The organism is Enterobacter quasihormaechei (assembly GCF_004331385.1).
GTDB lineage: Bacteria > Pseudomonadota > Gammaproteobacteria > Enterobacterales > Enterobacteriaceae > Enterobacter > Enterobacter quasihormaechei.
This window is the reverse complement of the sequence record NZ_SJON01000002.1, coordinates 507,710-531,765: the sequence shown is the minus strand read 5'-3', so window position 1 is coordinate 531,765 and position 24,056 is coordinate 507,710. Positions and strand designations below refer to the sequence as shown.

The 24,056-nt window shown below is 55.9% G+C and carries 24 protein-coding genes and 1 tRNA gene; 17 read left to right on the top strand and 8 right to left on the bottom strand.

The genetic code is table 11. The features are described from left to right. Window positions 1-73: 73 nt before the first annotated feature. Window positions 74-1,420: an argininosuccinate synthase gene (gene argG / locus E0L16_RS05160; RefSeq protein ID WP_063867581.1), complete on the bottom strand. Its 1,347-nt coding sequence runs from the start codon at window positions 1,418-1,420 to the stop codon at window positions 74-76. Between the two features lie 287 nt (window positions 1,421-1,707). On the opposite strand from argG, the gene E0L16_RS05155 reads away from it, so the two are divergent. From E0L16_RS05155 to mtr, 12 genes are all read left to right on the top strand, one after another. Beyond that, a tRNA-Met gene (locus tag E0L16_RS05155) sits at window positions 1,708-1,784 on the top strand. 207 nt (window positions 1,785-1,991) lie between these two features. Further along, on the top strand, window positions 1,992-2,444 hold the full coding sequence (gene rimP, locus E0L16_RS05150) for a ribosome maturation factor RimP (RefSeq protein ID WP_014833432.1): 453 nt from the start codon (window positions 1,992-1,994) through the stop codon (window positions 2,442-2,444). A 28-nt stretch (window positions 2,445-2,472) separates the two neighbouring features. Next, entirely contained in the window at window positions 2,473-3,975 is a 1,503-nt protein-coding gene (gene nusA, locus E0L16_RS05145; protein ID WP_014885374.1) for a transcription termination factor NusA, read from the top strand. A 24-nt stretch (window positions 3,976-3,999) separates the two neighbouring features. Next, on the top strand, window positions 4,000-6,687 hold the full coding sequence (infB, locus tag E0L16_RS05140) for a translation initiation factor IF-2 (RefSeq protein ID WP_063451047.1): 2,688 nt from the start codon (window positions 4,000-4,002) through the stop codon (window positions 6,685-6,687). Window positions 6,688-6,793: 106 nt separating this feature from the next. Further along, complete coding sequence (rbfA, locus tag E0L16_RS05135) at window positions 6,794-7,198, top strand: 30S ribosome-binding factor RbfA (protein ID WP_003861793.1); 405 nt, start codon at window positions 6,794-6,796, stop codon at window positions 7,196-7,198. Then, window positions 7,198-8,148 carry a tRNA pseudouridine(55) synthase TruB gene (truB, locus tag E0L16_RS05130; protein ID WP_131636449.1) on the top strand — a complete coding sequence of 317 codons (951 nt, stop codon included), beginning with the start codon at window positions 7,198-7,200 and terminating at the stop codon, window positions 8,146-8,148. The genes rbfA and truB overlap by 1 nt, the downstream gene beginning before the upstream one ends. A 154-nt stretch (window positions 8,149-8,302) precedes the next feature. After that, a complete protein-coding gene (rpsO, locus tag E0L16_RS05125; protein ID WP_003861789.1) occupies window positions 8,303-8,572 on the top strand; it encodes a 30S ribosomal protein S15 in 270 nt (89 codons plus the stop codon). 242 nt (window positions 8,573-8,814) lie between these two features. Next, window positions 8,815-10,953 carry a polyribonucleotide nucleotidyltransferase gene (gene pnp / locus E0L16_RS05120; protein WP_063451050.1) on the top strand — a complete coding sequence of 713 codons (2,139 nt, stop codon included), beginning with the start codon at window positions 8,815-8,817 and terminating at the stop codon, window positions 10,951-10,953. Window positions 10,954-11,063: 110 nt separating this feature from the next. Further along, entirely contained in the window at window positions 11,064-11,948 is an 885-nt protein-coding gene (nlpI, locus tag E0L16_RS05115; protein WP_063451051.1) for a lipoprotein NlpI, read from the top strand. Window positions 11,949-12,056: 108 nt separating this feature from the next. Then, a complete protein-coding gene (gene yrbN, locus E0L16_RS05110) occupies window positions 12,057-12,137 on the top strand; it encodes a protein YrbN (RefSeq protein WP_097397692.1) in 81 nt (26 codons plus the stop codon). After that, a complete protein-coding gene (locus E0L16_RS05105; protein ID WP_063451052.1) occupies window positions 12,130-14,025 on the top strand; it encodes a DEAD/DEAH family ATP-dependent RNA helicase in 1,896 nt (631 codons plus the stop codon). The genes yrbN and E0L16_RS05105 overlap by 8 nt, the downstream gene beginning before the upstream one ends. 142 nt (window positions 14,026-14,167) lie before the next feature. After that, on the top strand, window positions 14,168-15,412 hold the full coding sequence (mtr, locus tag E0L16_RS05100; protein ID WP_064909999.1) for a tryptophan permease: 1,245 nt from the start codon (window positions 14,168-14,170) through the stop codon (window positions 15,410-15,412). Between the two features lie 84 nt (window positions 15,413-15,496). Here the strand turns inward: mtr and E0L16_RS05095 are convergent, their stop codons facing one another. From E0L16_RS05095 to ubiU, 3 genes are all read right to left on the bottom strand, one after another. Continuing rightward, window positions 15,497-16,504, bottom strand: a complete 1,008-nt coding sequence (locus E0L16_RS05095; protein WP_063867584.1) for a luciferase-like monooxygenase — start codon at window positions 16,502-16,504, stop codon at window positions 15,497-15,499. Between the two features lie 78 nt (window positions 16,505-16,582). Next, on the bottom strand, window positions 16,583-17,461 hold the full coding sequence (locus E0L16_RS05090) for a U32 family peptidase (RefSeq protein WP_064909995.1): 879 nt from the start codon (window positions 17,459-17,461) through the stop codon (window positions 16,583-16,585). Between the two features lie 7 nt (window positions 17,462-17,468). Next, complete coding sequence (ubiU, locus tag E0L16_RS05085) at window positions 17,469-18,464, bottom strand: ubiquinone anaerobic biosynthesis protein UbiU (RefSeq protein WP_063451056.1); 996 nt, start codon at window positions 18,462-18,464, stop codon at window positions 17,469-17,471. Between the two features lie 221 nt (window positions 18,465-18,685). Here ubiU and ubiT point away from each other — a divergent pair, with 221 nt between their 5' ends. Next, window positions 18,686-19,210, top strand: a complete 525-nt coding sequence (gene ubiT / locus E0L16_RS05080) for a ubiquinone anaerobic biosynthesis accessory factor UbiT (RefSeq protein ID WP_131636448.1) — start codon at window positions 18,686-18,688, stop codon at window positions 19,208-19,210. Continuing rightward, complete coding sequence (locus E0L16_RS05075; protein ID WP_064909991.1) at window positions 19,204-19,707, top strand: GNAT family N-acetyltransferase; 504 nt, start codon at window positions 19,204-19,206, stop codon at window positions 19,705-19,707. The genes ubiT and E0L16_RS05075 overlap by 7 nt, the downstream gene beginning before the upstream one ends. Here E0L16_RS05075 and E0L16_RS05070 read toward each other — a convergent pair. Continuing rightward, window positions 19,694-20,023 (bottom strand): GIY-YIG nuclease family protein, encoded by a 330-nt coding sequence (locus E0L16_RS05070; RefSeq protein WP_063451059.1) that lies wholly within the window; start codon window positions 20,021-20,023, stop codon window positions 19,694-19,696. The two genes, E0L16_RS05075 and E0L16_RS05070, sit on opposite strands and share 14 nt — an antisense overlap. A gap of 14 nt (window positions 20,024-20,037) precedes the next feature. On the opposite strand from E0L16_RS05070, the gene E0L16_RS05065 reads away from it, so the two are divergent. Further along, window positions 20,038-20,472 carry a YhbP family protein gene (locus tag E0L16_RS05065; protein WP_063451060.1) on the top strand — a complete coding sequence of 145 codons (435 nt, stop codon included), beginning with the start codon at window positions 20,038-20,040 and terminating at the stop codon, window positions 20,470-20,472. On the opposite strand, the gene E0L16_RS05060 is transcribed toward E0L16_RS05065, so the two are convergent. Then, window positions 20,452-20,970: a type 1 glutamine amidotransferase domain-containing protein gene (locus E0L16_RS05060; RefSeq protein ID WP_028014537.1), complete on the bottom strand. Its 519-nt coding sequence runs from the start codon at window positions 20,968-20,970 to the stop codon at window positions 20,452-20,454. The genes E0L16_RS05065 and E0L16_RS05060 overlap by 21 nt on opposite strands. A gap of 128 nt (window positions 20,971-21,098) precedes the next feature. Here E0L16_RS05060 and E0L16_RS05055 point away from each other — a divergent pair, with 128 nt between their 5' ends. Both E0L16_RS05055 and E0L16_RS05050 read left to right on the top strand, forming a co-directional pair. Then, window positions 21,099-21,743, top strand: coding sequence for an NAD(P)H-binding protein (locus tag E0L16_RS05055; protein ID WP_165498395.1), 645 nt, complete (start codon window positions 21,099-21,101; stop codon window positions 21,741-21,743). Between the two features lie 40 nt (window positions 21,744-21,783). Next, window positions 21,784-22,821: a permease gene (locus tag E0L16_RS05050; protein ID WP_063867591.1), complete on the top strand. Its 1,038-nt coding sequence runs from the start codon at window positions 21,784-21,786 to the stop codon at window positions 22,819-22,821. 50 nt (window positions 22,822-22,871) lie between these two features. Here E0L16_RS05050 and dolP read toward each other — a convergent pair whose 3' ends face one another. Then, entirely contained in the window at window positions 22,872-23,447 is a 576-nt protein-coding gene (gene dolP / locus E0L16_RS05045) for a division/outer membrane stress-associated lipid-binding lipoprotein (protein ID WP_006812102.1), read from the bottom strand. 9 nt (window positions 23,448-23,456) lie between these two features. Further along, the gene (gene diaA / locus E0L16_RS05040; protein ID WP_003861754.1) at window positions 23,457-24,047 is read right to left on the bottom strand and encodes a DnaA initiator-associating protein DiaA; all 591 of its coding nucleotides are present in this window, start codon (window positions 24,045-24,047) and stop codon (window positions 23,457-23,459) included. Window positions 24,048-24,056 lie beyond the last annotated feature (9 nt).

Genomic DNA, 24,056 nt, shown 5'->3' with positions numbered 1-24,056 from the left:
CTGCGCTTACCGGGCCTACGAAAGACCACAAAAAAGGCGCCCATTGGGCGCCTTTTGCATGTTACATCAGCGATTACTTTTTATCGCTATTCTCCAGGTTTTCAACCTGCGGCAGTCCGTTACCGGAGCTGGCAGAGAGCAGGCCATTCTCAACGTAGTTGAACAGCTTCTCACGGGTATCGGTAATGTCCAGATTACGCATGGTCAGCTGGCCAATACGATCGTCCGGCGAGAAGACTGAATCACCTTTCTCCATGGTCAGACGCTCTGCTTTATAGGTCAGGTTATCAGACACGGTATTCAGGATGGAGTAATCATTGCCGCGACGCAGTTCCAGCGTCACTTCGCCGGTGATAGCACTCGCCACCCAACGTTGCAGGGCGTCACGCAGCATCAGGGCCTGCGGATCGAACCAGCGACCCTGATACAGCAGTTTGCCCAGCTGGCGACCATGAGAATGATACTGCTCAATGGTGTCTTCGTTGTGAATGCCGGTCAGCAGACGCTCATAAGCGATGTGCAGCAGCGCCATCCCCGGAGCTTCGTAAATGCCACGGCTTTTCGCTTCGATGATACGGTTTTCGATCTGATCGCTCATGCCCAGACCGTGACGGCCGCCGATGCGATTGGCTTCCAGCATCAGTTCAACATCGTCGGAGAAAGTTTTGCCGTTCAGGGCAACCGGATGACCACGTTCGAAACGCACGGTCACTTCTTCTGCCGGGATCTTCACGCTTTCGTCCCAGAACTTCACGCCCATAATCGGGTTAACAATTTTTACGCTGGAGTTAAGGAATTCCAGATCTTTCGCTTCGTGCGTCGCACCCAGCATGTTGGAGTCGGTTGAGTAGGCTTTTTCAACGGACATCTTATAGTCGAAGCCGCAGGCAATCATAAACTCGGACATTTCATGACGGCCACCCAGCTCGTCGATGAAGTCAGTATCCAGCCACGGCTTGTAAATCTGCAATTCAGCGTTGGTCAGCAGGCCGTAACGATAGAAACGTTCAATATCGTTTCCTTTATAGGTGCTACCGTCACCCCAGATGTTCACGCCGTCTTCTTTCATGGCGGCGACCAGCATGGTGCCGGTGACGGCACGGCCCAGCGGAGTGGTGTTGAAATAGGTCAGGCCGCCGGTGGTGTTATGGAATGCACCGCACTGGATAGCGGCAATGCCTTCGGCAACCAACTGCTTACGGCAGTCAATCAGACGTGCGTTCTCTGCGCCATATTCCATGGCACGACGAGGGATCGCGTCATAATCTTCCTCGTCCGGCTGACCCAGGTTCGCTGTATATGCATAAGGAACCGCTCCCTTCTGGCGCATCCACAGCAGTGCAGCGCTGGTATCCAGGCCGCCAGAAAAAGCGATGCCAATACGTTGTCCTACCGGGAGATGCTTGAGAATCGTCGTCATAGAATAAAACCCTGCTTGATTGACTGATGAGAGATCGCTTTCGTTCTCTTGTGCATTTTTATGCAAAATAAGTGAGTATTCATTTAATCATCTTTTGGCGAAGACCGGAAGAGATGCGTGCGTTTTTTGTAAAAATTTTGGTCTAAACGATCTGGCGGAAGCCGGGTTGACAGGTGGGGTCAACTATCAATATACTGAACGCCGATTTTACGTCCCGTCTTCGGTACCAAATCCCAGCATTATTTGCAAATTCTGTCCAAAACGCGTAGAATTTGCCACGTTTCAGGCGCGGGGTGGAGCAGCCTGGTAGCTCGTCGGGCTCATAACCCGAAGGTCGTCGGTTCAAATCCGGCCCCCGCAACCACTTTCCTATAAAGTTCTTTTTCAAATATACTGTGAAGACTTAGAGCCTTCGTAGCTGGATTTGAAAAAATTCTTTCGGAGAGTGCTCCAGGCCACAGTTGTGGCTATAGGGTTCAGTTATCTAAAGCCCCGATTTATCGGGGTTTTTTGTTATCTGACTACAGAATAACTGGGCTTTACGCCCTTTTTTTATGTCTTGGGGGTGGGCTTGTCCACATTAGAGCAAAAATTAACAGAGATGATTACTGCACCGGTCGAAGCACTGGGCTACGAACTGGTCGGCATCGAATTCGTTCGCGGCCGCACATCGACGCTGCGCATCTATATTGATAGTGAAGATGGCATCAATGTTGATGATTGTGCTGATGTTAGCCACCAGGTGAGTGCGGTTCTTGACGTTGAAGACCCGATTACCGTTGCGTACAACCTGGAAGTTTCCTCACCTGGCCTCGATCGCCCGATGTTCACGGCCGAGCACTATGTGCGCTTTACCGGTGAAGAAGTGGCTCTGGTTCTGCGTATGGCCGTACAGAACCGCCGTAAATGGCAGGGAATTATCAAAGCCGTTGATGGTGAAATGATCACGGTGACAGTCGAAGGCAAAGATGAAGTGTTCGCGCTGAGTAATATCCAGAAGGCGAACCTGGTTCCCCACTTTTAACAGTCTGGATTGAGGTGAAAAGCCCGCGATGAACAAAGAAATTTTGGCTGTTGTTGAAGCCGTCTCCAACGAGAAATCACTGCCGCGTGAGAAGATTTTCGAAGCGCTGGAAAGTGCACTGGCTACAGCAACCAAGAAAAAATACGAACAAGAGATCGATGTTCGAGTAGAAATCGATCGTAAAAGCGGTGACTTCGATACATTCCGTCGTTGGGTAATCGTTGAAGAAGTGACCCAGCCGACCAAAGAGATCACCCTGGAAGCGGCACGTTTTGAAGACGAAAGTCTGAACGTGGGTGACTACGTTGAAGATCAGATCGAATCAGTTACCTTCGACCGTATCACCACCCAGACCGCGAAGCAGGTTATCGTGCAGAAAGTGCGCGAAGCCGAGCGCGCGCTGGTTGTCGATCAGTTCCGCGATCAGGAAGGCGAAATCATCACCGGCGTGGTGAAGAAAGTGAACCGCGACAACATCTCTCTGGAGATCAAATCCGAAGGGATGCCGGGTAACGCTGAAGCCGTGATCCTGCGTGAAGACATGCTGCCGCGTGAAAACTTCCGCCCAGGCGACCGTATCCGTGGTGTGCTGTATGCCGTACGCCCTGAAGCGCGTGGTGCACAGCTGTTCGTGACCCGTTCTAAACCAGAAATGCTGGTTGAACTGTTCCGTATCGAAGTGCCGGAAATCGGCGAAGAAGTTATCGAAATCAAAGCGGCGGCCCGCGATCCGGGTTCCCGTGCGAAAATTGCGGTGAAAACCAACGACAAGCGTATCGACCCGGTCGGTGCTTGCGTCGGTATGCGCGGCGCACGCGTTCAGGCGGTTTCTACCGAACTGGGCGGCGAGCGCATTGATATCGTTCTGTGGGACGACAACCCGGCGCAGTTCGTGATCAACGCAATGGCTCCGGCTGATGTGGCGTCTATCGTTGTTGACGAAGACAAACACACCATGGATATCGCTGTAGAAGCGGGCAACCTGGCGCAGGCGATTGGCCGTAACGGTCAGAACGTACGTCTGGCGTCACAGCTGAGCGGCTGGGAACTCAACGTCATGACCGTTGATGACCTTCAGGCCAAGCATCAGGCTGAAGCCCACGCGGCGATCGATACCTTCACCAAATACCTGGACATTGACGAAGACTTCGCCACTGTGCTGGTTGAAGAAGGTTTCTCAACGCTGGAAGAACTGGCCTACGTGCCAATGAAAGAGCTGCTGGAAATTGACGGTCTGGATGAACCAACCGTTGAAGCCCTGCGTGAACGCGCTAAAAACGCACTGACCACCCTGGCACTGGCTCAGGAAGAAAGCCTTGGCGATAAGAAGCCGGCTGATGACCTGCTGAATCTGGAAGGTCTTGATCGTGCGATTGCGTTCAAGCTGGCTGCCCGTGGTGTTTGTACGCTGGAAGATCTCGCTGAGCAAGGCGTTGATGACCTGGCTGATATCGAAGGTTTAACCGACGAGAAAGCCGGCGAACTCATCATGGCCGCACGTAATATTTGCTGGTTCGGCGACGAAGCGTAATAAACTGTAGCAGGAAGGAACAGCATGACTGATGTAACTGTAAAATCGCTGGCTGCTGAGATTCAGACCTCCGTGGACCGCCTGGTACAGCAATTTGCTGATGCAGGGATCCCGAAGTCCGCTGATGACTCGGTGACCGCGCAAGAAAAACAAACCTTGTTATCGCACCTGAACCGTGAACACGGCTCAACGCCTGACAAGTTAACGCTACAGCGTAAAACGCGTAGCACGTTGAACATCCCTGGTACCGGTGGCAAAAGCAAGTCGGTACAAATCGAAGTCCGCAAGACGCGCACCTTTGTAAAACGTGATCCGCAAGAGGCAGAACGCCTTGCCGCGGAAGAGCAGGCACAGCGTGAAGCGGAAGAACAAGCTCAGCGTGAGGCAGAAGCCACTGCCAAACGTGAAGCAGAATTAAAAGCTGAACGTGAGGCCGCAGAAAAAGCGAAACGCGACGCCGGTGAAAAAGCGAAGCGTGACGCTGCGGAAAAAGACAAAGTGAGCAATCAACAGACCGACGAAATGACCAAAACTGCCCAGGCTGAAAAAGCCCGCCGTGAAAATGAAGCTGCCGAGCTGAAGCGTAAAGCGGAAGAAGAAGCCCGCCGCAAGCTTGAAGAAGAAGCTCGCCGCGTCGCCGAAGAAGCGCGTCGCATGGCAGAAGAAAACGAGAAGAACGGCGTGAATACCGCTGAACCAACTGAAGACACCAGCGATTATCACGTCACTACCTCTCAGCATGCGCGTCAGGCAGAAGACGACAACGACCGTGAGGTTGAAGGTGGTCGTAGCCGTACCCGCAGTGCAAAAGCGGCGCGTCCTGCGAAAAAAGGTAACAAACACGCTGAATCTAAAGCTGACCGTGAAGAAGCACGTGCAGCGGTTCGCGGTGGAAAAGGCGGCAAGCGTAAAGGTTCCGCTCTCCAGCAGGGCTTCCAGAAGCCTGCTCAGGCCGTTAACCGTGACGTTGTGATCGGTGAAACCATCACCGTTGGCGAACTGGCTAACAAGATGGCGGTGAAAGGCTCTCAGGTCATCAAAGCGATGATGAAACTGGGCGCAATGGCCACCATCAACCAGGTCATCGACCAGGAAACCGCACAGCTGGTTGCCGAAGAGATGGGCCACAAAGTTATCCTGCGTCGTGAAAACGAGCTGGAAGAAGCCGTCATGAGCGACCGTGACACTGGCGCAGCGGCTGAACCGCGCGCACCGGTTGTGACCATCATGGGTCACGTTGACCACGGTAAAACCTCTCTGCTTGACTACATTCGTTCTACTAAGGTTGCCTCCGGCGAAGCGGGTGGTATTACCCAGCACATCGGTGCTTACCACGTAGAAACCGAAAACGGCATGATCACCTTCCTGGATACCCCAGGCCACGCAGCGTTTACCTCAATGCGTGCACGTGGTGCTCAGGCAACGGATATCGTTGTCCTGGTTGTTGCTGCCGACGATGGCGTGATGCCACAGACCATTGAAGCTATCCAGCACGCGAAAGCGGCGCAGGTGCCTCTGGTTGTTGCAGTCAACAAAATCGATAAGCCAGAAGCCGATATGGATCGCGTGAAGAACGAACTGTCCCAGTACGGCGTTATGCCGGAAGAGTGGGGCGGTGAAGCGCAGTTCATCCCTGTATCTGCAAAAGCGGGTACCGGTATCGACGACCTGCTGAACGCCATCCTGCTTCAGGCTGAAGTTCTGGAGCTGAAAGCGGTACGTAAAGGTATGGCGAGCGGCGCGGTAATCGAATCCTTCCTGGATAAAGGTCGTGGTCCGGTTGCAACCGTTCTGGTTCGCGAAGGTACTCTGCACAAGGGCGACATCGTTCTGTGTGGCTTCGAATACGGTCGCGTTCGTGCGATGCGTAACGAACTGGGTCAGGAAGTGCTGGAAGCGGGTCCGTCCATTCCAGTGGAAATCCTCGGCCTGTCCGGCGTACCTGCTGCCGGTGACGAAGTGACCGTCGTTCGTGACGAGAAGAAAGCGCGTGAAGTGGCTCTGTATCGTCAGGGTAAATTCCGTGAAGTGAAGCTGGCTCGTCAGCAGAAATCTAAACTCGAGAACATGTTCGCCAACATGACCGAAGGCGAAGTTCACGAAGTGAACATCGTTCTGAAAGCGGACGTTCAGGGCTCTGTGGAAGCGATCTCCGACTCCTTGCTGAAACTGTCTACCGACGAAGTGAAAGTGAAGATCATCGGTTCTGGCGTAGGTGGTATCACCGAAACCGACGCAACCCTGGCAGCCGCGTCCAACGCTATCCTGGTTGGCTTCAACGTTCGTGCTGATGCTTCTGCGCGTAAAGTGATTGATGCTGAAAGCCTGGATCTGCGTTACTACTCCGTCATCTATAACCTGATTGATGAAGTGAAAGCAGCGATGAGCGGCATGCTGTCTCCTGAGCTGAAACAGCAGATCATCGGTCTGGCTGAAGTACGTGACGTGTTCAAATCACCGAAATTCGGTGCGATCGCGGGCTGTATGGTTACCGAAGGGACCATCAAGCGTCACAACCCAATCCGCGTACTGCGTGACAACGTGGTTATCTACGAAGGCGAGCTGGAATCCCTGCGCCGCTTCAAAGATGACGTTAACGAAGTCCGTAACGGCATGGAATGTGGTATCGGCGTGAAGAACTACAACGACGTTCGCGTTGGCGATATGATCGAAGTGTTCGAGATCATCGAAATTCAGCGTACCATCGCGTAATCTTCTTCAACTGAAGATTAACTAGCGTAGGCCGGGTAAGCGAAGCGCCACCCGGCAATAATTTTAAAAAGGGGCTTAAGCCCCTTTTTTGTCTGGAGAATTTATTATGGCGAAAGAATTTGGTCGCCCTCAGCGCGTCGCGCAGGAGATGCAGAAAGAGATCGCTCTCATTCTGCAACGTGAAATCAAAGATCCACGCGTGGGAATGATGACCACCGTGTCTGGCGTGGAAATGTCCCGCGACCTGGCGTACGCCAAAGTGTTCGTGACGTTCCTGAATGATCAGGATGAAGACGCCGTGAAGAACGGCATTAAAGCGTTGCAGGAAGCCTCTGGTTTCATCCGCTCTCTGCTTGGCAAAGCGATGCGCCTGCGTATCGTACCGGAGCTGACCTTCTTCTACGACAACTCGCTGGTCGAAGGTATGCGTATGTCCAACCTGGTGACCAGCGTGGTGAAACATGACGACGAGCGTCGTGTTAACCCGGCGGACGACAGCAAGGAGGACTGATGAGTCGTCCTCGTCGTCGCGGTCGTGACGTGCATGGCGTGCTGTTGCTGGATAAACCGCAGGGCGCATCCAGCAACGACGTGCTGCAAAAAGTGAAGCGTATTTATAACGCCAACCGCGCGGGGCACACCGGCGCGCTGGATCCGCTGGCCACCGGTATGCTGCCGATCTGTCTGGGGGAAGCGACAAAGTTTTCCCAGTACCTGCTGGATTCCGATAAGCGCTACCGCGTGATTGCCAGACTGGGCCAGCGCACGGATACCTCCGATGCAGACGGTCAGGTGGTGGAAGAGCGCCCGGTAACCTTTAGCGCAGAGCAGCTTGAAGCCGCGCTGGAGAGCTTCCGTGGTGACACGATGCAGGTGCCGTCGATGTATTCGGCGCTGAAATATCAGGGCAAAAAGCTCTACGAATATGCGCGCCAGGGCATTGACGTTCCGCGCGAGGCCCGCCCGATTACCGTGTATGAGCTGCTGTTCATTCGCCACGAGAGTGACGAGCTGGAGCTGGAGGTCCACTGTTCGAAAGGGACCTACATTCGCACCATCATTGACGACCTCGGTGAAAAGCTGGGCTGCGGCGCGCACGTGATTTATCTGCGTCGTCTGGCGGTCAGCAAATATCCGGTCGAACGCATGGTGACGCTTGAGCATCTGCGCGCGCTGGTTGAACAGGCGGAAGCACAGGGAATTGCGCCGGCAGATCTGCTGGATCCGCTGCTGATGCCAATGGACAGCCCGGCAGTGGACTTCCCGGTTGTTAATCTTCCTTTAACATCGTCCGTTTACTTTAAGAACGGAAACCCGGTCCGCACAACGGGGGCGCCGCTTGAGGGCCTGGTTCGCGTGACGGAAGGTGATGAAGGCAAGTTTATCGGAATGGGCGAAATGGACGGTGAAGGGCGCGTGGCGCCGCGTCGTCTGGTCGTCGACTATCCGGTCGAAGCATGACGGTGATAACGCCTCACCTTGCGATAAGCAGGGGAGACGAGTAGAATATCGCCGCTTAACGCCTGGTAAATTGTTTAACAATTTGCGGGGCGTACATGGGATAGCTGAATTAGAGATCGGCATCCTTACATTCTTTATACTTTGGAGTTTGAAAATGTCTCTAAGCGTTGAAGCTAAAGCTAAAATCGTTTCTGAGTTTGGTCGTGGTACTAACGACAGCGGTTCTACCGAAGTTCAGGTTGCACTGCTGACTGCACAGATTAACCACCTGCAAGGTCACTTTGCAGAGCACAAAAAAGATCACCACAGCCGTCGTGGTCTGCTGCGCATGGTTTCTCAGCGTCGTAAACTGCTCGACTACCTGAAGCGTAAAGATGTTGCACGCTACACCGCGCTGATCGAGCGTCTGGGTCTGCGTCGCTAATTCTTGCTAGTTTCAGAAAAGGGGGCCTGATGGCCCCTTTTTTCAACCGGACGGCAGCAATTCAATGGAAACTATTGTATTGTTGCTATAAATGATCTTCATTGCAGAGGTTCGCGCGGCTAATGAGAGGCTTCACCCAGGGGGGTGTCGGTTGTCATTAGTCGCGAGGATGCGAAGAAGGTCGGGTTAAATCGTCAGCACACCTGAGGTGTGCTGACAATCATTTGAGAAAGGACAGAATTTTGCTGAATCCGATCGTACGTAAATTCCAGTATGGCCAACATACCGTCACGCTGGAAACCGGCATGATGGCGCGTCAGGCGACTGCTGCCGTTATGGTAAGCATGGATGACACCGCGGTATTCGTTACCGTAGTTGGCCAGAAAAAAGCTAAACCAGGTCAGGACTTCTTCCCGCTGACCGTTAACTACCAGGAGCGTACCTACGCTGCCGGTAAAATCCCGGGTGGCTTCTTCCGTCGTGAAGGCCGTCCAAGCGAAGGCGAAACCCTGATTGCGCGTCTGATTGACCGCCCGGTTCGTCCGCTGTTCCCGGAAGGCTTCGTTAACGAAGTGCAGGTTATCGCCACCGTTGTTTCCGTTAACCCACAGGTTAACCCGGACATCGTTGCGATGATCGGTGCCTCTGCGGCCCTGTCACTGTCTGGTATTCCATTCAATGGCCCAATCGGTGCCGCACGTGTCGGTTACATTAACGACCAGTACGTGCTGAACCCAACTCAGGAAGAGCTGAAAGAGAGTAAGCTGGACCTGGTTGTCGCCGGTACTGAAGCCGCGGTGCTGATGGTTGAATCCGAAGCTGAACTGCTGAGCGAAGACCAGATGCTGGGCGCTGTGGTGTTCGGTCACGAGCAGCAGCAGGTTGTTATCCAGAACATCAACGACCTGGTGAAAGAAGCCGGTAAACCACGTTGGGACTGGCAGCCAGAAGCGGCCAACGACGCGCTGAACGCACGCGTTGCGGCACTGGCAGAATCTCGTCTGAGCGATGCGTACCGCATCACCGACAAACAGGAGCGTTACGCTCAGGTTGACGCGATCAAATCTGAAGTAACCGCGACCCTGGTTGCCGAAGACGAAACGCTGGACGCTAACGAAATTGGCGAAATCCTGCACGCTATCGAGAAAAACGTTGTTCGTAGCCGCGTACTGGCAGGCGAGCCGCGTATCGATGGCCGTGAAAAAGACATGATTCGTGGTCTGGACGTGCGCACTGGCGTACTGCCGCGTACTCACGGTTCTGCGCTGTTCACCCGTGGTGAAACGCAGGCGCTGGTAACCGCGACCCTGGGTACCGCACGTGACGCACAGATCATCGATGAACTGATGGGCGAGCGCACTGACAGCTTCCTGTTCCACTACAACTTCCCTCCGTACTCTGTGGGCGAGACCGGTATGGTTGGCTCACCGAAGCGTCGTGAAATTGGTCACGGTCGTCTGGCGAAGCGCGGGGTGCTGGCAGTGATGCCGGAAGCAGACAAATTCCCGTACACCGTGCGCGTAGTGTCTGAAATCACCGAATCCAACGGTTCTTCTTCCATGGCTTCCGTGTGCGGTGCTTCTCTGGCGCTGATGGATGCAGGCGTGCCAATCAAAGCCGCCGTTGCGGGTATCGCAATGGGTCTGGTGAAAGAAGGCGACAACTTCGTTGTTCTGTCTGACATTCTGGGTGACGAAGACCACCTGGGCGATATGGACTTCAAAGTGGCGGGTTCCCGCGACGGTATCTCTGCCTTGCAGATGGATATCAAAATTGAAGGTATCACCAAAGAGATCATGCAGGTTGCTCTGAACCAGGCTAAAGGTGCGCGTCTGCACATCCTGGGCGTGATGGAACAGGCGATTAACGCGCCGCGTGGCGACATTTCTCAGTTCGCTCCACGTATTCACACCATCAAGATCAATCCAGACAAGATCAAAGACGTTATCGGTAAGGGCGGTTCTGTTATCCGCGCGCTGACCGAAGAGACCGGCACCACCATCGAAATCGAAGATGACGGTACTGTGAAGATCGCAGCAACCGACGGCGAGAAAGCGAAATTCGCTATCCGTCGCATCGAAGAGATCACCGCAGAAATCGAAGTGGGCCGTATCTATGCAGGTAAAGTGACCCGTATCGTTGACTTTGGTGCATTCGTTGCCATCGGTGGCGGTAAAGAAGGTCTGGTTCACATCTCTCAGATCGCTGACAAGCGCGTTGAGAAAGTGACCGACTACCTGCAAATGGGTCAGGAAGTACCGGTGAAAGTTCTGGAAGTTGACCGCCAGGGCCGTATCCGTCTGAGCATTAAAGAAGCAACCGAGCAGTCTCAGCCTGCTGCGGCGCCGGAAGCTCCGGCTGCTGAACAGCAAGGCGAGTAAGGTTGCCCTTTGCCCTCCGCGCTGGCGGAGGGCTTATTATCAGGCAGGACGCCTTGTTAAGCCGCCGGGGGACAGGACGTTCATCCAATAGTTGTCTTCGGGAGTGGGAAATGAAGCCTTTTTTGCGCTGGTGTTTCGTTGCGACAGCTTTAACGCTGGCAGGATGCAGCAACTCTGCCTGGCGTAAGAGCGAAGTCCTCGCAGTGCCATTGCAACCGACTTTGCAGCAGGAAGTGATTCTGGCACGCATGGAACAAATACTTGCCAGTCGGGCTTTAACCGATGACGAACGCGCACAGCTTTTATATGAGCGCGGAGTGTTGTATGATAGTCTCGGTCTGAGGGCACTGGCGCGAAATGATTTTTCACAAGCGCTGGCGATTCGACCTGATATGCCTGAAGTATTCAACTACTTAGGCATTTATTTAACGCAGGCAGGCAATTTTGATGCTGCCTATGAAGCGTTTGATTCTGTACTTGAGCTTGATCCAACTTACAACTACGCGCACTTGAATCGCGGTATCGCATTGTATTACGGCGGTCGTGATAAGTTAGCGCAAGATGATCTGCTGGCGTTTTATCAAGACGATCCTAATGATCCTTTCCGCAGCCTGTGGCTTTACATCGTTGAGCAGAAGCTTGATGAGAAGCAGGCCAAAGAAGCACTACAACAGCGCTTCGAGAAATCGGATAAGGAACAGTGGGGATGGAACATTGTCGAGTTCTACCTGGGCAACATTAGCGAAGCAACGCTGATGGAACGCCTCAAGGCGGACGCAACGGATAACACCTCGCTCGCTGAGCATCTCAGTGAAACCAACTTCTATTTAGGTAAGTACTACCTAAGTCTGGGGGATATGGACAGCGCTACGGCACTGTTCAAATTAGCGGTTGCTAACAACGTACATAACTTCGTTGAGCACCGTTATGCATTGTTGGAATTATCGCTCTTGGGCCAGGAGCAAGACGACCTGGCAGAATCGGACCAGCAATAGCTGACGACATAAACATCAGCCCGTAATCTTTTTGATTGCCATCACCTTCACTGGTGAGGGCGTTGTTGTTCGTCAATACACCTAATTTGAGCCGGTTCACACTTTTCAATGAAAATTGCTAATCATTTTCACGATGAGCTAAGTAGACTGGCCGCCATTAATATCGAGGCACTTGTACTACATGGCTGAATTCGAAACCACTTTTGCAGATCTGGGCCTGAAGGCTCCTATCCTTGAAGCCCTTAACGATCTGGGTTACGAAAAACCATCTCCGATCCAGGCTGAGTGTATCCCACACCTGCTTTCTGGTCGTGACGTGCTGGGCATGGCCCAGACTGGTAGCGGTAAAACCGCAGCATTCTCGCTGCCGCTGCTGAACAACATTGATCCGGACCTGCGTGCACCGCAGATCCTCGTCCTGGCTCCAACCCGTGAACTGGCTGTTCAGGTTGCTGAAGCAATGACGGAATTCTCTAAACATATGCGCGGCGTAAACGTGGTAGCCCTGTACGGCGGCCAGCGTTATGACGTGCAGTTACGCGCCCTGCGCCAGGGTCCACAGATCGTTGTCGGTACGCCGGGCCGTCTGCTGGATCACCTGAAGCGCGGTACGCTGGACCTCTCTAAGCTGAGCGGTCTGGTACTGGATGAAGCCGATGAAATGCTGCGTATGGGCTTCATCGAAGACGTAGAAACCATCATGGCGCAGATCCCGGAAGGTCATCAGACCGCTCTGTTCTCTGCAACCATGCCAGAAGCGATCCGTCGTATTACCCGCCGCTTCATGAAAGAGCCGCAGGAAGTGCGCATTCAGTCCAGCGTGACTACTCGCCCTGACATCAGCCAGAGCTACTGGTCTGTATACGGCATGCGCAAAAACGAAGCGCTGGTGCGTTTCCTGGAAGCGGAAGATTTTGATGCGGCGATTATCTTCGTGCGTACCAAAAACGCGACCCTGGAAGTGGCTGAAGCCCTGGAGCGTAGCGGCTACAACAGCGCCGCGCTGAACGGCGACATGAACCAGGCCCTGCGCGAGCAGACCCTGGAGCGTCTGAAAGACGGTCGTCTGGATATCCTGATTGCAACCGACGTGGCAGCACGTGGTCTGGACGTTGAGCGTATCAGCCTGGTTGTAAACTACGATATCCCAATGGACTCCGAGTCTTACGTTCACCGCATCGGTCGTACCGGTCGTGCGGGTCGTGCAGGCCGTGCGCTGCTGTTTGTTGAGAACCGCGAGCGTCGTCTGCTGCGTAACATCGAACGCACCATGAAGCTTACCATTCCAGAAGCTGAGCTGCCAAACGCAGAACTGCTGGGCAAACGCCGCCTGGAAAAATTCGCCGCCAAAGTACAGCAGCAGCTGGAAAGCAGCGATCTGGATCAGTACCGTGCGCTGCTGTCGCAGATCCAGCCTGTCGCTGAAGGCGAAGAGCTGGATATGGAAACCCTGGCCGCAGCACTGCTGAAAATGGCGCAGGGCGAACGTAGCCTGATCGTGCCGCCAGATGCACCGATGCGTCCTAAGCGTGAGTTCCGTGACCGTGACGATCGTTTCGAACGTCGTGGCGACCGTAACGACCGTGGTCCACGCGGCGACCGTCCAGAGCGTGGTGGTGAAGACCGTCCACGTCGCGAGCGTCGTGACGCTGGCGACATGGAACTGTATCGCATTGAAGTGGGCCGTGATGATGGTGTTGAAGTTCGTCACATCGTTGGCGCAATCGCGAACGAAGGCGACATCAGCAGCCGTTACATTGGTAACATCAAGCTGTTCGGTACCCACTCCACCATCGAGCTGCCAAAAGGCATGCCGGGCGAAGTACTGCAACACTTTACTCGCACCCGCATCCTGAACAAGCCGATGAACATGCAGCTGCTGGGCGATGCACAGCCACGCCCTGACCGCGGCGGCGAACGTCGCGGCGGTGGTCGCGGTTTCGGTGGCGAGCGTCGTGAAGGCGGTCGCAGCGAAGGTCGCGGTGGTGAAGGCCGTCGTTTCTCCGGCGAGCGCCGTGAGAACCGTGGTCCACGCCGTGAAGAAGGCGCCAGCCGTCGTCGTTTCGGTGACGCGTAAGCCTTTCGCTTCCGACGTAAAGTAAAATATACAGCCCCGATAGTTGCTATCGGGGCTTTTTTTATTTCTTTTGTACTCTTGTACTGGTACAGTGCAACACACTAACATGCAGAACCACATTTTTCACTGGAGAAAAGGCCGTATGGCAACACTAACCACCACCCAAACGTCACCTTCGCTGCTTGGCGGCGTGGTGATCATCGGCGGAACCATCATTGGTGCCGGGATGTTTTCCCTGCCTGTGGTCATGTCCGGTGCGTGGTTTTTCTGGTCGCTGGCGGCGCTGGTCTTCACCTGGTTCTGTATGCTCCATTCCGGGCTGATGATCCTTGAGGCCAACCTCAACTACCGCATCGGCTCCAGCTTCGACACTATCACCCGGGATCTGCTGGGCAAAGGCTGGAACCTGGTGAACGGCCTGTCCATCGCGTTTGTGCTCTACATTCTGACCTATGCGTACATTTCGGCGAGCGGGTCGATTTTGCATCATACCTTTTCGGAGATGTCGCTGAACGTTCCGGCGCGTCTGGCGGGGCTGTGCTTTGCGCTGGGCGTGGCGTTTATCGTCTGGATGAGCACCAAAGCGGTGAGCCGCATGACGGCGATCGTGCTGGGCGCCAAGGTCATCACCTTCTTCCTGACCTTCGGCAGCCTGCTGGGGCACGTCACGCCCGCCACGCTGTTTAACGTCGCGGAAGTGAACACCTCCTACACGCCGTATCTGCTGATGACCCTGCCGTTCTGTCTGGCGTCGTTCGGCTACCACGGCAACGTGCCGAGCCTGATGAAGTACTACGGCAAAGATCCGCGCACAATCGTGAAATGCCTGATTTACGGCACGCTGCTGGCGCTGGGGCTGTACGTGATTTGGCTGCTGGGGACGATGGGCAACATCCCGCGTCCGGAATTTATCGGCATTGCGCAGAAGGGCGGTAATATCGACGTGCTGGTACAGGCCCTGAGCGGCGTACTGAACAGCCGCAGCCTGGATCTGCTGCTGGTGGTCTTCTCCAACTTTGCCGTGGCGAGCTCATTCCTCGGCGTGACGCTGGGCCTGTTTGACTACCTGGCGGATCTGTTCGGCTTTGATGATTCTGCGATGGGGCGCTTCAAAACCGCGCTGCTGACCTTCCTGCCACCGATTGTCGGCGGCCTGCTGTGGCCGAACGGGTTCCTGTATGCCATCGGCTATGCCGGACTGGCGGCAACCATCTGGGCGGCGATTGTGCCGGCGCTGCTGGCACGTAAATCACGTAAACGCTTCGGCAGCCCGAAATTCCGCGTCTGGGGCGGTAAACCGATGATTGCGCTGATCCTGGTCTTTGGGGTGGGTAACGCGGTGGTGCACGTGCTGTCGAGCTTTAACCTGTTGCCTGTGTACCAGTAAACACAAAGCCCGGTGGCGCTACGCTTACCGGGCCTACAGGGATGGCGTAGGCCGGATAAGGCGAAGTCGCCATCCGGCAAAAAACTACCCCACCAATTCTTCTTTCACCTGCATCGCCAGGTCAAACGAATGCAAACGCGCCTGGTGATCGAAAATCTGGCCGTTAACCATAATCTCATCCGCCTGCGTTTCCCGAAGCACTGCTTCCAGTCCGTGACGCACTTTTGCCTTGTCACCCACCAGCGACATGCTCAGCGCCTGCTGCACGCCATACTGCTCGGAGGCCGACCACAGCTGATGCATATTTTCCACCGGAGGCGGCAACTGGCCCGTCTCGCCGCGGCGCAGCTTCACAAACGCCTGCTGCATAGAGGTAAACAGGAATTCCGCGTCGCGATTGCTGTCGGCGGCAACGATATTGATACACACCATCGCGTACGGCTTCTCCAGACGTTCAGACGGTTTGAAATTCGTGCGGTAGAGATGCAGCGCCTGATGCAGCATATCCGGTGCGAAGTGGGAAGCGAAGGCGAACGGCAGCCCCAGCTGGGCGGCGAGCTGCGCGCTGTACAGGCTTGAACCTAACAGCCACACGGGGATCTTTTCCCCGTAGCCCGGCACCGGACGCACGTGCGGGTTCGGATCCCGTGCGTCGAACCAGTCCACCAGCTCTGCCACGTCGCGCGGGAAGTTATCGATATCGCCGCTCATGTGGCGACGCAGGGCGCGCATGGTCGGCTGGTCGCTGCCCGGCGCGCGGCCAAGGCCTAAATCAATACGGCCCGGATAGAGAGTGTTCAGCGTCCCGAACTGCTCGGCTATCACCAGCGGGGCGTGGTTCGGCAGCATTACGCCACCGGAGCCAAGGTGCAGAGTGGTGGTATTCGCTGCCAGATAGCCAATCAGCACCGAGGTGGCGGCGCTGGCGATGCCGACCATGTTGTGGTGCTCCGCCAGCCAGTAGCGGTGATAGCCCCGCTTTTCGGCCAGCTGAGCGAGATCGAGAGAGTGCGTGAAGGCTTCTCTTGCCGAGGAGCCTTGTGGGATCGGCGCCAGATCCAGCACCGAAAACGGAAGGGTTTTATCAGTCATAACAGCTCACTTTGTCGACGGTGAATCTTTAATACTGCATTAAAGTTTACTAACCGTTGTTAACAAAGTGAGCCTTTTTTACGCCTGAAGCTCCAGGCCGGCGAGGCGTTTCCAGTAGCCATTACAGTCGCTGTTTGCCACAAGCGGCAGCGGCGACGCGCCGTTTTCATTGGCGCGGAAGGCGTCCAGCATCGCGAACACGCCGGTATCGAGCGGCGAAAGGCGCACCACGTCCACCAGTCCGTCCATCGACGCCAGCTCGTTGCCGAGGTTATAGACGTAACCGCTCATGGTCTGAATGCCGTTCAGAATAAACACCTGCTGGTTCTCCTGCGACAGCATGCTGCGCCCGTTCGGGTACTTAATACAGCAGGTTTCGCATTCGTCTTTTGGACGATCTTCCGAGCGCGCGGTGAAGCAGCGGGCAGAGTAAGCCAGAGGCAGGTGGCCGTAGCTCAGCACTTCCACTTCAAACTTGTTGCGAATGCCCAGTTCTTCACACTGAGTGAGCAGGTTAGCCAGCCAGTCGCGGGAGAGCTCCACCGGCATACACCAGCGGGTCATTCCCTGTTTAAGCAGCAGGCGCAGGGTCACCGCGTTATAGCAGTTCAGCGCATGCCCGGCGACAAACGGCAGCTTACGTTCGGCGCACATGTTCACCACGCCCAGGTCGCTCGCCTCCAGCAGAAACTCGCCATTTTCAACGTAGCGTTTCAGCTCGCCCAGTTCAGAGGACGCCTGTACCAACGCCAGCGTCGAGAGCACCACCTGCTTACCGCTGCCGGCGAGGCTTTTCGCCATCTCCAGCCAGTCGCCCACTTTGGTGGCGCGGCGCTTGCTGCACACCGCTTCACCGAGGTAAATCACATCGGCGCTGCTGTTAGCCGCCTGCTGGTAAAAATCTTCCAGCGTCTCTTTTGGCCAGTAGTAAAGCACCGGCCCTAATGAATATTTCATGGGTATCTCACTGCCATTTACGGTGATACGCGCCGAGCGTGGTTTGCGTGCCTTCGGACATTGCGCCGAGCGTCTCCATCCAGGCCGCCTGGGGTGCGTAGTTCTGCGGGTCTGCCATGCAGCGGTCGATGGCCTGACGCCACACCTTCGCTACCTGGCTCACGTAGGCCGGGCTACGCTGGCGGCCTTCGATTTTCACCGAGGCAATATTGGCGGCCAGCAGTTCCGGCAGCAGCTCCAGCGTGTTCAGGCTGGTGGGCTCCTCCAGCGCGTGGTAGCGTTCGCCGTCCACCAGATAGCGGCCTTTGCACAGCGTCGGGTAGCCCGCGTTTTCACCGTCCTGATAGCGGTCGATTAACACATCGTTCAGGCGCGACTCCAGACCCTGCGGCGTCTGCTGCCAGCGAACGAAGCGGGCGGGTGAGCAGGCGCCGACGGTATTAGGCGATTCTCCGGTGAGATAGGAAGAAAGATAGCAGCGGCCTTCCGCCATGATGCACAGGCTGCCGAAGGCAAAAACCTCCAGCGGTACTGGCGTGACGCGTGCCAGCTGCTTAACCTGATGAATAGAGAGCACGCGCGGCAGCACCACGCGGGCCACGTCAAAGTGTTGATGATAAAAACGCACGGCCTCTTCATTGGTGGCCGATGCCTGAACAGAGACGTGGCGCTCAATATGCGGATAGCGTTCTGCCGCATACTCAAGCATGGCGAGGTCGGCCAGGATCAGCGCGTCGGCGCCCAGCTGGGCTGCCATATCCACGGCGCGCTGCCAGCGGGCATAGCCATCAGGATGGGCAAAGGTATTGATGGCGATGTGCAGCTTACGGCGGTGCTGGTGAACGAAGTTGACGGCTTCCTGAAGCTTTTTCTCCGTAAAGTTAAGACCCGCAAAATGGCGGGCGTTGGTATCATCCTTCAGCCCGATATAGACCGCATCGGCCCCATTTTCGATGGCCGCCTTAAGCGCCGGAAGGTTTCCGGCAGGGCAGAGCAGCTCCATAATTTATCCCGATGTTGTCGATCGCAAGGATCGTAAAAAATGTTAACGAGCTGGGATTTTAATTAACCCATACGCGACAATTTTTGATTTAAGGCAGCTAATGGCGTATTGATGGCACCAATAATGAGGTATACCGGACAACGGTTTGTTGATTTACGCCGCTATCTTCTTGCCGGGATATGGCAAAATAGCAGGATTATAGCTATCAGGGAGTAAAGCTCGTGCTGGATAAACTGCGTTCACGTCTCGTACAATTTGGCCCATCAATGCTGAGCGTGCCGGTCAAGCTGGCGCCATTCGCGCTTAAGCGCCAGGTGCTGGAACAGGTGCTGAGCTGGCAGTTCCGCCAGGCACTACAGGACGGCGAGCTGGAGTTTCTGGAAGGCCGCTGGCTAAAGATTGAAGTGCGCGATATCGGGTTGCGCTGGTTTACGTCCGTTGAGAACGATCGGCTGATCGTGCGTGAGTCCGCCGAGGCGGATGTCAGCTTCAGCGCGGATGCCAGCGATCTGCTGATGATCGCCGCGCGCAAGCAGGATCCTGATACGCTGTTCTTCCAGCGTCGTCTGGTGATTGAAGGCGACACGGAGCTCGGTCTGTACGTGAAGAATTTAATGGATGCCATTGAGCTGGAGCAGATGCCGAAAGCGCTGCGTATGATGCTGATGCAAATGGCGGATTTCGTTGAGGCCGGGCTGAAAACCCCGCCCGACGGTAAACACACTTCAGTAGGTGAACCATGCTGATTCGAGTCGAAATTGGGATTGATGCACCGGGTATCGATGCGTTGTTACGACGCTCTTTTGCAGGCGACGCCGAAGCCCAGCTGGTACACGATCTCCGCGAAGATGGCCTGATTACGCTGGGTCTGGTTGCCACCGACGATGAGGGGCAGGTGGTCGGCTACGTGGCGTTCAGTCCGGTGATTGTGCAGGGCGAAGAGTTACAGTGGGTCGGCATGGCGCCGCTGGCGGTGGACGAGAACTACCGTGGTCAGGGTCTGGCGCGCCAGCTGGTCTATGAAGGGCTGGATTCACTGAATGAATTTGGCTATGCCGCCGTCGTCGTTCTGGGCGATCCGGCCTTCTATGAACGTTTAGGCTTTGAGCCTGCGGCTAAATACGATCTGCGCTGCCACTGGCCGGGCACGGAAACGTCGTTCCTGGTGCATCCTCTGGCGGACGATGCGCTGGACGGCGTGAACGGTCTGGTGGAATACCACGACCACTTCAATCGCTTTTAATCAGGCTCTCGCGCAGCGCCTCAAAAGAGCCGTCTCCGGTAACGAGGCGCTCTTTCTGGCGCTTCGTCAGCTGCTTAATGCGGTACTCCAGCCTGAGCGCGAGGGATCTCTCGCCGACAGGGGCTGAAAAGGCCAGCTGCAATTCCCCTTTCCCCCGCAGGGCTTTCGCCCCTTTTCCCGTTTGATGCTGCAAAAAACGCCGCGCCACGTCGGTAGTGATCCCGGTGTAGAGAGCGTTATCAGCGGTTCGGACAAGATAGAGAAACCAGCACACGGTAAACGGATTCAGTATGTTAAGGTGAACGCACCATAGCATGAGAGAGAGCGAAAATGGAAACACTGGACGTCATTAACCGCTGGCTGGCAAAGCAGCACGTCGTGACCTGGTGCGTCTGTAAAGACGAGGAGATGTGGTGCGCGAACGCGTTCTATTACTACGATCCTGAGCGCGTGGCCTTTTACGTGATGAGTGAAGACAAAACGCGGCATGCCCGGATGACGGGCCAACAGGCGAAAGTGGCGGGCACGGTCAACGGCCAGCCCAAAACCGTCGCGCTGATCCGCGGGGTGCAGTTCAAAGGCGAAATTCGTCGCCTGGAAGGTGAAGAAAGCGACGCGCAGCGTAAACGCTATACGCGCCGCTTCCCGGTTGCCGCTGCGCTAAAAGCCCCGGTGTGGGAAATCCGCCTTGATGAGCTGAAATTTACCGACAACACCCTGGGCTTTGGCAAGAAGCTTCACTGGCTACGCGCCGAGCAGGCGTAGCGCTTCGCGGTTAAACGCCGGAAGATCGTCCGGCGTACGGCTGGTGATCAGCTGGTCATTGTCGTTAACCACTTCCTGATCGTAAAACTCGGCGCCGGCGTTTTTCAGATCGATAACGATCGGCTTCACCGCGGTGAGCTTACGCCCGCGCACCACCTCCGCGCTGATCAGCAGCTGCGGGCCGTGGCAGATGGCAAAGACCGGCTTGCCGGTGCCGACGAAGTCACGGGTAAAGGTGACGAAACGTTCGTCCCCGCGCAGGGAATCCGGTGAATGGCCGCCCGGTAACAGCAGGGCGTCGAAATCTGACGGGCTGACGTTATCGATGGACTCGTCGATGGTCACGCTGGCTTCGCCCTTGTGGCCCTTCACGGTTTTACCCGCTTCTTTCTCAATGGTGATGACCTCGTGGCCTGCCTTGCGGAATGCCTCTGCTGGCGACGTAAATTCTGAATCTTCAAACTCGTCGGTAATCAAGACTGCGATTTTCTTACCCATGCTTCCTCCGTTGTTTTCGCTTCAGACTGTTTTTTTCCCGTTTGTGGTAAATACTTACCGGTAACAGACTTTTAAGTGTGGTAGAGCAGGCCCAGATCGCAAACGGACAATTCTGTAAAGGGGATAAGATGAGTCAGGTACTGATTACCGGCGCAACCGGGCTGGTGGGTGGACATCTGCTGCGGCTGCTGATCCAGGACCGGCATATCAACTATATTGCCGCCCCGACGCGCCGCCCGCTGTTGGATATCACCGGCGTCTATAACCCGCACGATCCGCAGCTCACCGACGCGCTGGCGCAGGTGCAGGATCCCATTGATATCGCTTTTTGCTGCCTTGGCACCACCCGGCGGGAAGCGGGCACAAAGGAAGCGTTCGTCCATGCGGATTACACGCTGGTGGTGGATACCGCCCTGACGGCGAAAAAGCTGGGTGCAAAGCATTTCCTCGTGGTCAGCGCCCACGGGGCAAACGCCAGCTCGCCGTTTTTCTACAACAAGGTGAAGGGCAAAATGGAAGAGGCGCTGATTGCGCAGAAGTGGGAGCGCCTGACGATTGTCCGGCCTTCCTTGCTGATGGGCCACCGCGACGAACGGCGTTTTAACGAGTCATTTTTCGCGCCGCTGTTTCGCATTCTGCCGGGCAACTGGAAGTCTATCGAAGCGCGGGACGTGGCGCAGGCGATGCTGAAAGAGGCGCTGGCTCCGTCGCAGGAGGGAGTTAATATTATCCCTTCGGCAAAACTGCGTGAAATCGCGCAGGGCGAGGCGTAAACTTCCCCGGCTTATTAAATAACACCTTCCGGGGAATGGTATGACTGGTCAGTCTTCATCTCAGGCGGCAACACCCGTTCAGTGGTGGAAGCCCGCGCTTTTCTTTCTCGTGGTCATCATTGGCCTCTGGTATGTGAAATGGCAGCCGTACTACGGCAAAGCCTTCACCGCCGCCGACACCCACAGCATCGGTAAATCGATTCTCGCGCAGGCCGATGCCAGCCCGCTACGCGCGGCGTGGGATTACGCAATGGTCTATTTTCTTGCCGTCTGGAAAGCGGCGGTATTGGGCGTGCTGCTGGGCTCGTTGATTCAGGTACTCATCCCGCGCAACTGGCTGGTGAAAACCTTAGGACAGCCGCGCTTGCAGGGCACGCTGCTGGGAACGATTTTCTCCCTGCCGGGCATGATGTGCTCCTGCTGCGCTGCACCCGTGACGGCGGGCATGCGCCGTCAGCGTGTGTCGATGGGCGGCGCGCTTGCCTTCTGGATGGGTAACCCCTTGCTGAACCCGGCGACGCTGGTGTTTATGGGCTTTGTTCTCGGCTGGCACTTCGCGTTTATCCGCCTGGCGGCTGGCCTGCTGACGGTGGTGCTTGTCGCTACACTGGTGCAGCACCTGGTGAAAGACAACGAGGCCGGGCCTTCTTCCGTTGAGCTGGACGTCAGCGAGCCGCAGGGCAATTTTTTTGCTCGCTGGGGCAAAGCGCTGTGGCAGCTTTTCTGGAGCACTATCCCGGTCTATATCCTGGCCGTGCTGGTGCTGGGAGCGGCGCGCGTCTGGCTGTTCCCGCATGCGGATGGCGCTATCGACAACACGCTGATGTGGGTGATTGCGATGGCGGTGGCCGGGTGCCTGTTCGTGATCCCCACCGCGGCGGAAATCCCGATCATTCAGACCATGATGATGGCCGGCATGGGAACTGCCCCGGCGCTGGCGCTGCTCATCACGCTGCCGGCGGTGAGCCTGCCGTCGCTTATCATGCTGCGTAAGTCATTCCCGGCAAAAGCGCTGTGGCTGACGGCGGGGCTGGTGGCGTTAAGCGGCGTGATTGTGGGGAGTATGGCGCTTGTGTGAAAGAAAGCCCGGTGGCGCTAGCGCTTACCGGGCTTACTGCCAGGCGGGAATTACTTGATGTAGGTAAAGGCGGTGGTGACGTGCTTCACGCCGCTCACCCGGCTGGCGATATCCGCCGCCGCTTTCCCTTCACGTTCCGTCACCAGACCCAGCAGGAACACTTCGCCGTTCTCCGTGGTCACCTTCACGTTTGAGGATTTCACCTGGTCTGTACCCAACAGCTGGGAACGCACCTTGGTGGTGATCCAGGTATCAGATGACGCGGTGCCGAGACCAATCGGCTGGCCCTGGCGGATCTCGTTAAACACTTCCGCCGTCCCTTCTACGCCCATCGCGATCTGTTTGGCGCGGGAGGCGAGTTCAGGGTTTGGCGCCTGTCCTGCCAGCAGCACTTTGCCCTGATAGGCCGTCACGTTGATGCGTGCTTCCTTCTTGATCTGTTCATCTTTCGACAGCGCACTGTTCACGCGCAGCTCAAGCGTACCGTCATCCACCTGCGTCCCAACGGTACGCGGATCGGTCGCTGCTTTGGTGCCGACCGCTGCGGTACCGACGACAGCGGCAGCGATGCATCCCTGAAGCAGTAATGCAGACATTACGACTGCAAGGGCCGATAAAACCTTCATGAGAACTCCTTAATCATCCTGGTGAGGGAAAAGCGTGTTATCGATCAGATCGCATAAGCAGTTCACCGTGAGCATATGCATTTCCTGGATGCGGGCGCTACGGTGCGAAGGAATGCGGATCTCCACATCCTGCGGCCCCAGCAGGCCAGCCAGCTCACCGCCGTCGTAGCCGGTCAGGGCGACAATCGTCATGTCCCGGGTGACTGCCGCTTCAACCGCCTTAACGATATCCCGGCTGTTACCGCGCGTGGAGATTGCCAGCAGCACGTCTCCGGCGTGGCCTAAGGCGCGCACCTGCTTGGCGTAAATTTCGTCATGCAGACGATCGTTGGCAATCGCAGTTAAGACCACGTTATCGGTGTTTAGTGCAATGGCAGGTAAGCTTGGGCGCTCGGTTTCGAAGCGATTGATCATGCTGGCAGCAAAATGCTGTGCGTTGGCGGCGGACGTGCCATTGCCACAACAGAGGATTTTGTTGCCGTTGAGCAGCGACTGAACCAGCGTCATCGCTGCACGAGAGATCGCGTCCGGAAGGGCTTCCGCCGCGGCAATCTGCGTTTGAATGCTTTCTGTGAAGCACACTTTAATTCGTTCGAGCACGGTATCCCT

Excerpts from the sequence above, each read along its gene's own strand:
- ubiU (WP_063451056.1), bottom strand. The coding sequence starts at position 18,464 with ATGGAGCTGCTCTGCCCTGCCGGAAACCTTCCGGCGCTTAAGGCGGCC.
- mtr (WP_064909999.1), top strand. The coding sequence starts at position 14,168 with ATGGCAACACTAACCACCACCCAAACGTCACCTTCGCTGCTTGGCGGC.
- nusA (WP_014885374.1), top strand. The coding sequence starts at position 2,473 with ATGAACAAAGAAATTTTGGCTGTTGTTGAAGCCGTCTCCAACGAGAAA.
- rbfA (WP_003861793.1), top strand. The coding sequence starts at position 6,794 with ATGGCGAAAGAATTTGGTCGCCCTCAGCGCGTCGCGCAGGAGATGCAG.
- E0L16_RS05060 (WP_028014537.1), bottom strand. The coding sequence starts at position 20,970 with ATGGGTAAGAAAATCGCAGTCTTGATTACCGACGAGTTTGAAGATTCA.
- infB (WP_063451047.1), top strand. The coding sequence starts at position 4,000 with ATGACTGATGTAACTGTAAAATCGCTGGCTGCTGAGATTCAGACCTCC.
- E0L16_RS05090 (WP_064909995.1), bottom strand. The coding sequence starts at position 17,461 with ATGAAATATTCATTAGGGCCGGTGCTTTACTACTGGCCAAAAGAGACG.
- argG (WP_063867581.1), bottom strand. The coding sequence starts at position 1,420 with ATGACGACGATTCTCAAGCATCTCCCGGTAGGACAACGTATTGGCATC.
- E0L16_RS05075 (WP_064909991.1), top strand. The coding sequence starts at position 19,204 with ATGCTGATTCGAGTCGAAATTGGGATTGATGCACCGGGTATCGATGCG.
- truB (WP_131636449.1), top strand. The coding sequence starts at position 7,198 with ATGAGTCGTCCTCGTCGTCGCGGTCGTGACGTGCATGGCGTGCTGTTG.
- E0L16_RS05050 (WP_063867591.1), top strand. The coding sequence starts at position 21,784 with ATGACTGGTCAGTCTTCATCTCAGGCGGCAACACCCGTTCAGTGGTGG.
- dolP (WP_006812102.1), bottom strand. The coding sequence starts at position 23,447 with ATGAAGGTTTTATCGGCCCTTGCAGTCGTAATGTCTGCATTACTGCTT.
- E0L16_RS05055 (WP_165498395.1), top strand. The coding sequence starts at position 21,099 with ATGAGTCAGGTACTGATTACCGGCGCAACCGGGCTGGTGGGTGGACAT.
- rpsO (WP_003861789.1), top strand. The coding sequence starts at position 8,303 with ATGTCTCTAAGCGTTGAAGCTAAAGCTAAAATCGTTTCTGAGTTTGGT.
- E0L16_RS05065 (WP_063451060.1), top strand. The coding sequence starts at position 20,038 with ATGGAAACACTGGACGTCATTAACCGCTGGCTGGCAAAGCAGCACGTC.
- E0L16_RS05070 (WP_063451059.1), bottom strand. The coding sequence starts at position 20,023 with ATGCTATGGTGCGTTCACCTTAACATACTGAATCCGTTTACCGTGTGC.
- yrbN (WP_097397692.1), top strand. The coding sequence starts at position 12,057 with ATGAAAATTGCTAATCATTTTCACGATGAGCTAAGTAGACTGGCCGCC.
- nlpI (WP_063451051.1), top strand. The coding sequence starts at position 11,064 with ATGAAGCCTTTTTTGCGCTGGTGTTTCGTTGCGACAGCTTTAACGCTG.
- E0L16_RS05095 (WP_063867584.1), bottom strand. The coding sequence starts at position 16,504 with ATGACTGATAAAACCCTTCCGTTTTCGGTGCTGGATCTGGCGCCGATC.
- E0L16_RS05105 (WP_063451052.1), top strand. The coding sequence starts at position 12,130 with ATGGCTGAATTCGAAACCACTTTTGCAGATCTGGGCCTGAAGGCTCCT.